We start from the raw sequence: 13,052 nt of genomic DNA, 5'->3' as shown, positions 1-13,052 counted from the left end.
GAGGGAGGAGGCGATGGGAAAGATCACACGTCGCGTGCTGCTCGGATCGGTCGCGACGATCGTCGCGGGCGGCGCGGTCTATGGCGGCAGCCGGTTCGCATGCCGCTTCGTGCCGCGCCACCACCCCGACTTCTTTTCGCTGCTCGACATGACGCCCGACAACCCCGCCACGCGGCGGATCGGCGAACTGGTCGTCGCCGAGGCCGCGTCGGCCGGGTTCGACGCCTTCGCGGCCGCGTTGCGGCTGCGGCCGCTGACGGGGGAGGCGGCGACGACCGATTGCGAATCCACCCGCCGCCGCTTGGTGCAGGACCAGTGCGCGATCGACTTCGCCGAGGGCCGCTCGGTCGTCATCGACGGCTGGGTGCTGTCCGAGACCGAAGCGAACCTCTACGCCGCGAAGCTGCTGCGGCCCTCGATCGCGTGACGCGGACGGAGGCCGCCCGCGTCACGCGTTTTCGTCAATCGATCTTGCAGGACTCCGGCGCGTTCGCGCTGGGCTTCGGGGTCGGCGTCTTGCCGTCGTAGGGCTTGAAGTTCGCCTTCAGCTCGTCGGTGAGCCACTCGCCGGCGTCCTCGGGCTTGTCCTTGTAGAGATGGCGGACCCACGCCATCGTCAGCAGCATGTCGTCGACGTTCATCGCGCCGTACATCGGACCCATCATGCCCGAGGCGCCGCCGAAGATGATCTCGAAGAAACCCTTGTCGGTCTTGCCGGACGGATAGGTCCAGTAGCTGTCGTTGAGGCCCGGCCCGAGCTTGCCTTCGGCCTTCTGGCCATGGCAGCCGGAGCACATCGCGAGGTAGGACTGCTCGCCCTTCGCAAGGCAGTCGGCGTTGCCGTTGTAGATGTTCTCGCCGGTCTCGATGAACTTCTTGAACGCTTCGGTGTCCTTGCCCTCCGGACCCGCATCCTCGAGGTTCAGCACCTCCCCGGTGATGGCGTTGTTGAAGGTTATGGACGCCTTGGCGCCGACGACGCCCGCGGCGATCAGCGCCGCCGCAGCGGCCGCCTTAACCGTCGCTCCCCTCATGGACATGTTTCCGCTCCGAATTATTGTGACTGATCCGCGCGGACGTAATTATAAATCTCATATTAAAAGACATGAGATCGACAATGTCGGTCCGGACGAGCGTCGTCACATAAAGGATGCTGGAACAATTCAAACGTCGTCTCCGTCACGAACGTGTTATATTGGATAAAGTTTTTGTATTTTTGGGGAAATACACCCAATTCAGAATAGAAAAAGTTCCCGGTTCAGCGCAAAAAAAGGGGCGCCCTGAGGCGCCCCGGCAGGTCCGGCGCGCCTCGTCGAGGCGCGCCGCGGGAGGATCCCCGTCAGACCGAATAGTACATGTCGAACTCGACCGGATGCGGCGTGTGCTCGAACCGGATAACTTCCTTCATCTTCAGCTCGATGAAGCTGTCGATCTGGTCGTCGGTGAAAACGCCGCCCTTCTTCAGGAATTCGCGGTCCTTGTCCAGGTTCTGCAGCGCCTCCCGCAGCGAGCCCGAGACTGTCGGGATCTTCTTCAGCTCGCGCGGCGGCAGGTCGTAGAGATCCTTGTCCATGGCCGGGCCCGGATCGATCTTGTTCACGATGCCGTCGAGGCCGGCCATCAGCAGCGCGGCGAAGGCCAGGTAGGGGTTCGCGGTCGGGTCGGGGAAACGCACCTCGACGCGCTTGGCTTTTGGCGAGTTCGTCCACGGGATGCGGCAGGAGGCCGAGCGGTTGCGGGCGGAGTAGGCCAGCAGCACCGGCGCCTCGAAGCCCGGCACCAGCCGCTTGTAGCTGTTGGTGGACGGGTTGGTGAAGGCGTTCAGCGCCTTGGCGTGCTTGATGATGCCGCCGATGTACCAGAGGCATTCCTGGCTGAGGCCGGCGTACTTGTCGCCCGCGAACTGCGGCTTGCCGTCCTTCCAGATCGACTGGTGGACGTGCATGCCCGAGCCGTTGTCGCCGTAGACCGGCTTCGGCATGAAGGTCGCCGTCTTGCCGTAGGAATGCGCCACCTGGTGGATGCAGTACTTGTAGACCTGCAGGTGGTCGGCGATGCGGACGATCTTCTCGAACTTGAGGCCGAGCTCGTGCTGGGCGGAGGCCACCTCGTGGTGGTGCTTCTCGACGACCGCACCCATGGCCGCCATGGCGGCCAGCATCTCGCCGCGCATGTCCTGCTCGCTGTCCACCGGCGGAACGGGGAAGTAGCCGCCCTTGGTGCGCACGCGGTGGCCGAGGTTGCCGGTCTCGTAGTCGGTGTCGGAGTTCGTGGGCAGCTCGACCGAGTCGAGCTTGAAGCCGGTGTTGTACGGGCTCGTCGCGAACTTGACGTCGTCGAACACGAAGAACTCGGCCTCGGGGCCGAAATAGACCGTGTCGCCGATGCCGAGCGACTGGAGGTATACCTCCGCCTTCTTCACCGTGCCGCGCGGGTCGCGCTCATAGGGCTCGCCGGTCGTCGGCTCGAGCACGTCGCAGACGACCGACAGCGTCGTCGCGGCGAAGAACGGGTCGATGCATGCGGTCGCCACGTCCGGCATCAGCAGCATGTCGGACTCGTTGATCGCCTTCCAGCCCGCGATCGACGAGCCGTCGAACATCTGGCCCTCGGCGAAGAAATCCTCGTCCACCATCGTGATGTCGAAGGTGACGTGCTGCCATTTCCCGTTCGGATCGGTGAAGCGCAGATCGACGTACTTGACGTCGTTCTCCTTGATGAAGGCGAGAACGTCCTTGGCGGTTTTCATAATGACCGTCCTTGTCCCTGTTCAGGTTTTTTATGACGCCCGCGTCGAGGCGGGCGCCATGCGAGAAACCGTCAGATCGCGTCGAGCCCGCTCTCGCCCGTGCGGATACGGATCGCTTCCTCGACCGGGGACACGAAGATCTTCCCGTCGCCGATGCGGCCCGTCGCCGCCGCCTTGCGCACGGCCTCGACGGCGCGTTCTACCACGTCGTCGCCGATTACGACCTCGATCTTCACCTTCGGCAAAAAGTCGACGACGTACTCGGCGCCCCGGTACAGTTCGGTGTGGCCCTTCTGACGGCCGAACCCCTTCGCCTCGGTCACCGTGATGCCCTGAACGCCGACCTCCTGGAGCGCCTCCTTCACCTCGTCGAGCTTGAACGGCTTAATGATCGCTTCGATCTTCTTCACTTTCGGGAGCTCCTCCGTATCGTCCGTCTCGCGCACGCATGACGTCGGCGCGGACGCGGGCGTGGCGCATCGAAGCAGCAAGCATGCCAAGCGCGCTGACGTTGGGAAACCGGCTGACGCTCAACAGCCTACCGCGCCCGACTTCGCCGCGCGACTGCTGGATGCGATAGACGTGCACATGAAATATGCAAAAAGATTAGAAAATAGGCATAATCTCAGGTCGGCTCGTGCGCGGTCAGCGCGAAGTTTGGGCAGGCGCGCTCAGCAGGTTTGCAAACTCTGTCGTGGCTTCACGATGTGGCGAGGCGCGGCGTGATCGAGCTCCTGAGCTGTTGCGAAATGGCGGAGGCCGACCGGCGCGCGCCTGGCGAGGGCGTCCCGGGTGAGGTGCTGATGGAGGCTGCGGGGCGGGCGGTCGCGGAGGCGGCGCTCGCGCGCTGGCCGCAGGCGCGCCGCGTGCTCGTGCTCGCAGGTCCCGGCAACAATGGCGGCGACGGCTACGTGGCCGCGCGGCGGCTGGCGGAGAGCGGGCGGATGGTCGCGGTGGCGGCGTTCGCGCCCACCGAGACGCTGCGCGGCGACGCGGCCGTCATGGCGGCGCGCTGGTCGGGCCCGACGGTTCCCCTAGCGGAAGCGGACCCGGCGGCCTTCGACCTCGTGGTCGACGCGCTGTTCGGCGCCGGTCTCGCCCGTCCTCTCGCTGGCGTCGCCGCGGACGCGATCGGGCGTGTGGCGGACAGCGGGCTCCCCGTTCTCGCCGTCGACGTGCCGAGCGGGCTGAACGGCGACACCGGCGCGGCGGCGGGCGCCGTGCTGCCGGCTGCGTCGACCGTCACCTTCGTCCGGCTGAAGCCCGGCCACCTGCTGTATCCCGGCCGTGCGCTTTGCGGCGAGGTCGTCCTCGCCGACATCGGCATGCCGGAAAGCGTCGTCGCCAGCGTCGGGGCCCGGACTTTCCTGAACCGGCCAGGACTGTGGCGCGCGGCGTTCCCGGCGCCTGATCCGCAGGGGCACAAGTACGATCGCGGCCATGTGCTGGTCTGGAGCGGCCCTGAGTTCGCGACCGGCGCGGCGCGACTCGCGGCGCTCGGCGCGGCGCGGGGAGGGGCGGGGGCCGTCACGCTCGCGGGACCCGCCGCGGCGCTGAGGGTCCACGCCGCCCATGTCTCCGCGATCATGCTGAAGCCGTCGGAGACGCCGGACGACCTGCCCACGATCCTGGCCGGGCGCCACTTCGCCGTCGCGATCGCGGGCCCCGGCGCGGGCGACGGCGTCAGGGCGGCGACGGACGCCGCGCTCGCCGGAGCCGGGGCCTGCGTGCTGGACGCCGACGTCTTCACCGCCTTCGCTGATCGGCCAAACGCGCTGCGCGACCGCATCGCGGAGCGCCCCGCCCGGCCCGTCGTGGTCACGCCTCACGAAGGCGAGTTCGGCCGGCTGTTCGGGCAGGACGGACCTTCCGGCTCCAAGCTCGACCGGACGCGCGAGGCCGCGCGCCGGCTCGGCGCGATCGTCGTGCTCAAGGGGCCGGATACGGTGGTCGCGAGCCCGGACGGCCGCGCCGCGATCGCCGACAACGCGCCGCCATGGCTTGCGACCGCGGGCGCCGGCGACACGCTGGCGGGGTTCTGCGCCGGCCTGCTCGCGCAGGGCATGCCCGCGTTCGAGGCGGCCGCTGCGGCGGTCTGGCTGCACGGCGAGGCGGCCCGCGAGGTCGGGCCCGGCCTGATCGCCGACGACCTGCCGGGCGCGCTGCCAGCCGTGCTGCGCCGCCTGTCCGCCTGACGCGGCGTGAGCCGAAGGGCGCGTCGTTTTTTTGGTGCGCGTTCCGGTCGCCGTGATATAGAGCGTCCGCCTTGCGCCCCCCTTTTGAGGGATGCGCGAGGCGCGATTGCGCCCGGCGCGGGCGTGGTGGAACTGGTAGACACGCGGGATTTAGGTTCCCGTGGCGCAAGCCGTGGGGGTTCGAGCCCCTCCGCCCGCACCAAGGTCCGGCCGATCGTCCGCCGCCAACCCGTGGAACAAGGCGCCGCGGGCGCGTGCTTCCCCGCAGGCGGGGGGGCGCAGCGCCGCGGCGGAAGATTCGAAGAGACGACGCTCATGCAGGTGACGCAAACCCTCGACGAGGGCCTCAAGCGCGAATTCAAGGTGGTGGTGCCCGCCGCCGACCTCGACGCCCGCCTGAACGAGCGTCTCGCGACGCTGAAGGACCGCGTCAACATCAACGGCTTCCGCAAGGGCAAGGTGCCGCTCGCGCACCTCAAGAAGCTCTATGGCCGTTCGGTCATGGCGGAAGTGGTCGAGCAGACGGTCGCCGAAGCGAACAAGAAGATCGTCGACGACAACGGCCTCAAGCTCGCGATGCAGCCGAAGATCAGCCTTCCCGAGGCGCAGGACGAGGTCGAGGGCGTGATCTCCGGCGCGGCCGACCTGTCCGTCACGGTGGCGCTCGAGGTGCTTCCCCAGGTCGAGCTCAAGGACGTCTCGGGCATCACGCTCGAGAAGCTCACCACCGAAGTGACCGACGCCGAGGTCGACGAGCAGGTCGAGCGCGTCGCGAAGCAGAACGCGCCGTTCGCCGCCAAGGCCGAGGGCGAGGCGGCGGCCGAGGGCGACCGTCTCACGGTCGACTTCGTCGGCAAGATCGACGGCGAGCCGTTCGAGGGCGGCTCCGCCGAGAACACCGAGATCGAGATCGGCGCCGGCCGCTTCATTCCGGGCTTCGAAGAGCAGCTCATCGGCGCCAAGGCCGGCGAGGCCCGCACCATCTCCGTGACCTTCCCCGAGGCCTATGGCGCGGCCCATCTCGCCGGCAAGGCCGCGACCTTCGACGTGGCCGTGAAGTCGGTCGAGGCGCAGGGCGAGGTCAAGATCGACGACGAGCTCGCCAAGACGCTCGGTATGGACGACCTCGCCGCGCTGAAGGCGGCGGTGCGCGACCGGATCGGCGAGCAGTACGGCCAGATCGCCCGCCAGAAGCTGAAGCGCCAGCTTCTCGACGCGCTCGACGCCGAATACGCCTTCGACCTGCCGCCCACGCTGGTGGAGCAGGAGTTCGAGAACGTGTGGCGTCAGGTTCAGGCCGACCTCGCCGCGAACGGCCGCACCTTCGCCGACGAAGAGACCACCGAGGACGAGGCTCGCGCCGAATACCGCAAGATCGCCGAGCGCCGCGTGCGCCTCGGGCTTGTGCTCGCCGAGATCGGCGACAAGCACGAGGTCAAGGTCACCGACGACGAGGTGACCCGCGCCCTGATCGAGCGCGCCCGCCAGTTCCCCGGCCAGGAAAAGCAGGTGTGGGACTACTATCGCCAGAGCCCCGAGGCGCTGGCCGAGCTGCGCGCGCCGATCTTCGAGGACAAGGTCGTCGACCAGATCCTCGAGAAGGCGACCGTGACCGAGCGCGCCGTCTCGAAGGACGAACTGCTGGCCGATCCGGACGCCGAGGCGGCGGAGGGCGCGAAGCCCGAGAAGGCCAAGCCCGCCAAGAAGGCGGCCAAGGCCAAGAAGGCCGCCGCCGAGCCCGAGGCCGCGACGGACGCCGATCCTTCGGCTTGACGTCTCGCCCTCACGGGCGTCCATTGCCGCGAACCAAGCGCGCCGCGTCGCCGAGAGCCGGTGGCGCGGCGCGCCTTCTTGAGGACGAGACTCCGCCCATGCGCGATTTCCAGGACCTGACCACCAACTTCCTCATTCCGATGGTGATCGAGCAGACCAACCGCGGCGAGCGGTCGTTCGACATCTATTCGCGCCTGCTGAAGGAGCGAATCATCTTCCTTTCCGGCCCGTTCAACGACGACATGGCGGCCGTGATCTGCGCCCAGCTGCTGTTCCTCGAGGCGGAAAACCCGAAGAAGGAGATCGCGCTCTACATCAACTCGCCGGGAGGCGTGGTGACCTCCGGCTTCGCTATCTACGACACCATGCAGTACATCCGGCCGGCGGTGGCGACGCTGTGCATGGGCCAGGCGGCCTCGATGGGCTCGTTCATCCTGATGGCCGGCGAGAAGGGCATGCGCGCCGCGCTGCCGAACGCCCGCATCCTCGTGCACCAGCCCTCCGGCGGCTTCCAGGGCCAGGCGTCCGACATCGAGCGCCACGCCGAGGACATCGTGAAGATCAAGCGCCGGCTGAACGACATCTATGTGAAGCACACCGGCCGGACCTACGAGGAGATCGAGCGCACGCTCGACCGCGACACCATGATGTCGGCGGAGCAGGCGCGCGACTTCGGCCTGATCGATCAGGTCGTCGAGCGCCGCGAGGTCGAGGGCGACGCGCCGTCCGCGTGACCTTAAGGACACCGTCAGTCATGATCGCAACCGGACCGGCGCGTCCGGTTGCCGAGAGCGCGCTTCGGCGTATCATGGCGGGCGGCGTTGCGTCGCAGCGGAGCCGTCACCATGTGACGGCGCCGATTGATTAAGGTCGGTCGGCATATGACATCTCGATGAAGCGGCGCGATTCCGGGACGCCGGCTTCGACCCGAAAGGGGTGATATGATGAGCAAGGTCGGCGGCGGAGACGCCAAGAACACCCTGTACTGCTCGTTCTGCGGAAAGAGCCAGCACGAAGTCCGCAAGCTCATCGCCGGACCCACCGTCTTCATCTGTGACGAGTGCGTCGAGCTGTGCATGGACATCATCCGCGAGGAGAACAAGTCCTCGCTGGTGAAGTCGCGCGACGGCATCCCCACTCCGAAGGAAATCCGCAAGGTTCTCGACGACTACGTCATCGGCCAGGACCATGCGAAGAAGGTTCTCTCGGTCGCCGTCCACAATCATTACAAGCGGCTGAACCACGCGACGAAGCACAACGACGTCGAGCTGGCGAAGTCCAACATCCTGCTGATCGGCCCGACCGGCTGCGGCAAGACGCTGCTCGCGCAGACGCTCGCCCGCATCCTCGACGTGCCGTTCACGATGGCGGACGCGACGACCCTGACCGAGGCCGGCTATGTCGGCGAGGACGTCGAGAACATCATCCTGAAGCTGCTGCAGGCCGCGGACTACAATGTCGAGCGCGCCCAGCGCGGCATCGTCTACATCGACGAGATCGACAAGATCAGCCGCAAGTCCGACAATCCGTCGATCACCCGCGACGTCTCGGGCGAGGGCGTGCAGCAGGCGCTGCTGAAGATCATGGAAGGCACGGTGGCCTCGGTCCCGCCGCAGGGCGGGCGCAAGCATCCGCAGCAGGAGTTCCTGCAGGTCGACACGACCAACATCCTGTTCATCTGCGGCGGCGCCTTCGCTGGCCTCGACAAGATCATCTCGTCGAAGGGGCAGGGCACCTCGATCGGCTTCGGCGCCAAGGTGAAGGCGCCGGACGACCGCAAGACGGGCGAGATCTTCCGTCATGTCGAGCCCGAGGACCTGCTGCGTTTCGGCCTGATCCCGGAGTTCGTCGGCCGTCTGCCGGTGCTGGCGACGCTCGAGGATCTCGACGAGGCGGCGCTGAAGACGATCCTGACCGAGCCGAAGAACGCGCTGGTGAAGCAGTATCAGCGGCTGTTCGAGATGGAGAACGTCGAGCTCGCCTTCAACGAGGACGCGCTGTCGGCGATCGCCAAGAAGGCCATCGAGCGCAAGACCGGCGCCCGCGGCCTGCGCTCGATCATGGAGCAGATCCTGCTCGACACCATGTTCGACCTGCCGGGCCTCGAAGGCGTGGAGCAGGTGGTGATCTCGGGCGACGTGGCCGACGGAAAGGGCCGCCCGCTCTACATCTACGCCGACCGCGCCGGCGAGGCGGCCCCCGCCAGCGCCTGACGGGACGGCCCGCCGAAACGCTTCGAACGCCCGCGACCCAGGTCGCGGGCGTTTTTCGTTTCGGCGTCGCGATGGCGCACCAACCGGCAGCCGGCGCGGCTCAACTCTTCGGTTTCAGCAGGCCGGTCGCGAGAAGCCGGAACGCGTCGGTCGCCTTGACGAGCACCGCAGGCGGATCGTCAGCGGCCGCGACCCACAGCGAGGCGTTGAGGGCGGCGCCGTTGAGCAGGCGGGCGGCGGCTTCCGGGTCGACCGGGGCGATCACGCCGTCGGCGATCAGCGTCTCGATCGTCCGCGCCGTCGCGCGCAGGCAGGCGGTCTGGTTCGGCCAGCGCGACGGGTCGCCAAGCACGGCCGGACCGTCCAGCAGCATGATGCGCTGGATTTCCGGCTCAAGCGCCATCTCGATATAGGCGACGCTCTCGGCGAGCAGGCCGGGCCAGCCCGAGCCCGCTGTCTCGCGCACGATACGCAGACGCGCCAGCATCTCGGCGTCGATCTGATCGATCACCGCCTGCAGCAGGCCGGGCTTGCCGCCGAAGCTGTGGTAGAGCGCGCCGCGGGTCAGGCCCGCCTCGGCTGTCAGTTCGTCCATGGACGCTTCGGCGTAACCCTTCGCCGCGAAGGCTTTGCGCGCCGCGCGCACCAGCTTGGCCCGTGTCTCCTCCGCGGCCTGGGCCCGTCGTCCTGCGGCCATCTCCTGCGCTCCGTCGTTCACATACGTCGCGTACGCATATTGACATACGCGCCGTATGACCAGATGTGTTCGACATACGGTCCGTATGTATGGCGCGCGGTCAAGGCGTCGCCGACCGCCGTCCGATCCCCTCGCGCCGGCTTCCCATCAGGAGTTTCAGATCATGACCATCCGCGACGCGGTGTTCCCCTCCGATCCGCAGCCGCTCTACGAGGCTCATCGCTACTCGCCCGCCATCCGCTCGGGCGATCTGCTGTTCGTGTCCGGACAGGTCGGCGTGCGCGAGGACGGCACGCCCGAGCCGGATTTTCCGAAGCAGGTGCAACTCGCCTTCGACCATCTCGAGTCGGTGCTCAAAGCCGCCGGAGCCACCTTCGCCGACGTGGTCGACGTCACCACCTTCCACACCGACCAGGCGTCCCAGATCGAGGCTGTCGCCGCCGCCCGGCTGAAGGCGTTCGGCGGGCCGCCTTACGCGAACTGGACCGTGGTGGGCGTCACCTCGCTGTCCGGCTTCGACTTCGAGATCAAGGTGATCGCGCGCGTTCCCGCGGCGACCTGATCTCGCCAACCTCGACGCCGGCGCTGGTTTTGCCCGTAGGCGGCCGCTGCGCCGCATCATTGTCGCCATTGACACCCTCTGGCCGCATGGCCACCTAATCCTCAACAAAGGCGCGCGTTTCCCCAAAGCTTCGCGCGCCGCTCCCTTGGGCGGCCGCCCTGCGAGGCCTTAGGCTCGCAAGAACGACCGCGCCGAATCGTGGCCGCCGCCCGTACGGGCTGCGGCCTGTGACAAGGAATTCAGACCATGACCGCTGCCAAATCGCGCGCGACCGACGCTCCTGGCGAAGTCGACGTCCACCCGGTGCTGCCGCTCCGGGACATCGTGGTCTTCCCGCACATGATCGTGCCGCTCTTCGTCGGCCGCGAGAAGTCGATCCGCGCGCTCGAGGAGGTGATGAAGGCTGACCGGCCGATCCTGCTCGCGACCCAGCGGAACGCCACCGACGACGATCCGGGCGCCGACGGGATCTTCGAGGTCGGCACGCTCGCCTCGGTGCTTCAGCTGCTGAAGCTGCCGGACGGCACCGTGAAGGTGCTTGTCGAGGGGCAGTCGCGCGCCCGCGTGCTCGGCTACACCGACCGCACCGAGTTCTTCGAGGCCAAGATCGAGGCGGTCGACGACGTGATCGAGAAGCCCGTCGACGTCGAGGCGCTCGCGCGCTCGGTCGTCTCGGACTTCGAGAACTACGTGAAGCTGAACAAGAAGGTCTCGCCCGAGGTGGTGAGCGCCGTCAGCCAGATCGAGGACGCCTCCAAGCTCGCCGACACCGTCGCTTCGCACCTCGCCGTCAAGATCGGCGAGAAGCAGGCGGTGCTAGAGCTGACGGACGTGTTCCAGCGTCTTGAGAAGGTGCTGTCGCTGATGGAGAGCGAGGTCTCGGTCCTTCAGGTCGAGAAGCGCATCCGCACGCGCGTCAAGCGCCAGATGGAGAAGACGCAGCGCGAGTACTACCTGAACGAGCAGATGAAGGCGATCCAGAAGGAGCTCGGCGACGACGACGGCCGGGACGATCTGGCCGAGCTCGAGGAGCGCATCGCCAAGACCAAGCTCTCGAAGGAGGCCCGCGACAAGGCGGAGGCCGAGTTCAAGAAGCTGCGCCAGATGAGCCCGATGTCCGCGGAAGCGACCGTCGTGCGCAACTATCTGGACTGGCTGCTGTCGATCCCGTGGGGCGTCAAGTCCAAGGTCAAGAAGGACCTCGCGCAGGCCGAGGCGCTGCTCGAATCCGAGCACTTCGGGCTCGAGAAGGTCAAGGAGCGCATTGTCGAATATCTCGCGGTGCAGTCGCGCGCCAACAAGCTGACGGGCCCGATCCTGTGCCTCGTCGGGCCGCCCGGCGTCGGCAAGACCTCGCTCGCCAAGTCGATCGCCAAGGCGACCGGCCGTGAGTACGTGCGCATGTCGCTCGGCGGCGTGCGCGACGAGGCCGAGATCCGCGGTCATCGCCGCACCTACATCGGCTCGATGCCCGGCAAGGTCATCCAGTCGATGAAGAAGGCGAAGAAGGCCAACCCGCTGTTCCTGCTCGACGAAATCGACAAGATGGGCATGGACTTCCGGGGCGACCCGGCGTCAGCCCTGCTGGAGGTGCTCGATCCCGAGCAGAACAACTCCTTCAACGACCATTACCTTGAGGTCGATTACGACCTGTCGAACGTGATGTTCGTGACGACGGCGAACACGCTGAACATCCCGCCGGCCCTGATGGACCGGATGGAGGTGATCCGCATCGCCGGCTACACCGAGGAGGAGAAGGTCGAGATCGCGCGGCGGCATCTGCTGCCGGAGATCCTGACCAAGCACGGCCTCGCCGAGAAGGAGTTCACGATCGAGCCGGCCGCTCTGCTCGAGGTCATCCGGCGCTATACCCGTGAGGCGGGCGTGCGCAATCTGGAGCGCGAGCTCGCCAACGTCGCCCGCAAGGCGGTGAAGGAGCTGGTGCTTCAGAAGCGCAAGAAGTCGGTCAAGGTGACGGCCGCCAATCTCGCCGATTACCTCGGCGTCATCCGCTATCGCTACGGCGAGGCGGAGGCCGAGGACCAGGTCGGCGTGGTCACGGGGCTCGCCTGGACCGAGGTCGGCGGCGAACTGCTGACGATCGAAGGCGTCATGATGCCCGGCAAGGGCCGCATGACGGTGACGGGCAACCTGAAGGACGTGATGAAGGAGTCGATCTCCGCCGCCGCGTCCTATGTCCGGAGCCGCGCCATCGACTTCGGCGTCGAGCCGCCGCTGTTCGACCGCCGCGACATCCACGTGCACGTGCCGGAGGGGGCGACCCCAAAGGACGGCCCGTCCGCGGGCGTCGCCATGGCGACCGCGATCGTGTCGATCATGACGGGCATCCCGGTCCGCAAGGACATCGCGATGACCGGCGAGATCACGCTGCGCGGCCGGGTGCTGCCGATCGGCGGCCTGAAGGAGAAGCTGCTCGCCGCGGTCCGCGGCGGCATCAAGACGGTGCTGATCCCGGAAGAGAACGCGAAGGACCTCGCGGACATTCCGGACAGCGTGAAGACCAGGCTGGAGATCATCCCGGTGCGGGTGGTCGACCAGGTCCTCTCCCACGCGCTGCTCCGCAAGCCGGAGCCGATCGAGTGGGATGAGGAGCGGGCTCCGCCGCCCGCTCCTGCGATCGAAGAGGAAGCGCCCGGGCTCCGGGCGCACTGAACGGACGCATGACCGGCCGTCCCGCATGGGGACGGCCGGTTCGTCCATAGCGGGCATAGATCGCGAAATGCACGCGGTCAGGCGCTGAAATCAGCCTTCTACCCCCCGGAAACGTATCGAAACTGACGGAAAACCGCCCGTCTGTCCTTGCGCTCCGGCAGATTTCGCGAAAGTGTGCCGGGCTCGTTCA

At 67.2% G+C, this 13,052-nt stretch carries 11 protein-coding genes and 1 tRNA gene; 8 read left to right on the top strand and 4 right to left on the bottom strand.

The features are described 5' to 3' along the window. Positions 1–13 precede the first annotated feature (13 nt). Positions 14–427, top strand: coding sequence for a hypothetical protein (locus ACFSCV_RS03105; protein WP_378796913.1), 414 nt, complete (start codon positions 14–16; stop codon positions 425–427). A 34-nt stretch (positions 428–461) separates the two neighbouring features. Here ACFSCV_RS03105 and moxG read toward each other — a convergent pair whose 3' ends face one another. From moxG to ACFSCV_RS03090, 3 genes are all read right to left on the bottom strand, one after another. Continuing rightward, complete coding sequence (gene moxG, locus ACFSCV_RS03100) at positions 462–1,034, bottom strand: cytochrome c(L), periplasmic (protein ID WP_378797462.1); 573 nt, start codon at positions 1,032–1,034, stop codon at positions 462–464. 305 nt (positions 1,035–1,339) lie between these two features. Further along, a complete protein-coding gene (gene glnA, locus ACFSCV_RS03095) occupies positions 1,340–2,749 on the bottom strand; it encodes a type I glutamate--ammonia ligase (RefSeq protein WP_378796911.1) in 1,410 nt (469 codons plus the stop codon). A gap of 71 nt (positions 2,750–2,820) precedes the next feature. Then, the gene (locus tag ACFSCV_RS03090; protein ID WP_271201691.1) at positions 2,821–3,159 is read right to left on the bottom strand and encodes a P-II family nitrogen regulator; all 339 of its coding nucleotides are present in this window, start codon (positions 3,157–3,159) and stop codon (positions 2,821–2,823) included. Positions 3,160–3,471: 312 nt separating this feature from the next. Between ACFSCV_RS03090 and ACFSCV_RS03085 the strand changes: the two genes are divergently transcribed. The 5 genes from ACFSCV_RS03085 to clpX all read left to right on the top strand — a co-directional run bounded on the left by ACFSCV_RS03085 (position 3,472) and on the right by clpX (position 8,930). Then, positions 3,472–4,944 carry an NAD(P)H-hydrate dehydratase gene (locus tag ACFSCV_RS03085; RefSeq protein ID WP_378796909.1) on the top strand — a complete coding sequence of 491 codons (1,473 nt, stop codon included), beginning with the start codon at positions 3,472–3,474 and terminating at the stop codon, positions 4,942–4,944. A gap of 117 nt (positions 4,945–5,061) precedes the next feature. Next, positions 5,062–5,146, top strand: a tRNA-Leu gene (locus ACFSCV_RS03080). Between the two features lie 113 nt (positions 5,147–5,259). Further along, positions 5,260–6,717, top strand: coding sequence for a trigger factor (gene tig, locus ACFSCV_RS03075; RefSeq protein WP_378796907.1), 1,458 nt, complete (start codon positions 5,260–5,262; stop codon positions 6,715–6,717). Positions 6,718–6,815: 98 nt separating this feature from the next. Beyond that, a complete protein-coding gene (locus ACFSCV_RS03070) occupies positions 6,816–7,451 on the top strand; it encodes an ATP-dependent Clp protease proteolytic subunit (RefSeq protein ID WP_378796905.1) in 636 nt (211 codons plus the stop codon). Positions 7,452–7,661: 210 nt separating this feature from the next. Beyond that, positions 7,662–8,930: an ATP-dependent Clp protease ATP-binding subunit ClpX gene (clpX, locus tag ACFSCV_RS03065; RefSeq protein WP_378796903.1), complete on the top strand. Its 1,269-nt coding sequence runs from the start codon at positions 7,662–7,664 to the stop codon at positions 8,928–8,930. A 100-nt stretch (positions 8,931–9,030) separates the two neighbouring features. Here clpX and ACFSCV_RS03060 read toward each other — a convergent pair whose 3' ends face one another. Further along, positions 9,031–9,627 carry a TetR/AcrR family transcriptional regulator gene (locus tag ACFSCV_RS03060; protein WP_378796901.1) on the bottom strand — a complete coding sequence of 199 codons (597 nt, stop codon included), beginning with the start codon at positions 9,625–9,627 and terminating at the stop codon, positions 9,031–9,033. A gap of 163 nt (positions 9,628–9,790) precedes the next feature. Between ACFSCV_RS03060 and ACFSCV_RS03055 the strand changes: the two genes are divergently transcribed. Continuing rightward, entirely contained in the window at positions 9,791–10,189 is a 399-nt protein-coding gene (locus ACFSCV_RS03055; RefSeq protein WP_378796899.1) for a RidA family protein, read from the top strand. A gap of 246 nt (positions 10,190–10,435) precedes the next feature. Beyond that, positions 10,436–12,862 carry an endopeptidase La gene (gene lon / locus ACFSCV_RS03050; protein WP_378796897.1) on the top strand — a complete coding sequence of 809 codons (2,427 nt, stop codon included), beginning with the start codon at positions 10,436–10,438 and terminating at the stop codon, positions 12,860–12,862. Positions 12,863–13,052 lie beyond the last annotated feature (190 nt).

Origin of the sequence: Methylopila henanensis, from assembly GCF_042681025.1 — a bacterium.
Taxonomy (GTDB): Bacteria; Pseudomonadota; Alphaproteobacteria; order Rhizobiales; family Methylopilaceae; genus Methylopila; species Methylopila henanensis.
The sequence above is the reverse complement of the archived record's forward strand: the minus strand, read 5'-3'. Positions and strand labels throughout refer to the sequence as shown.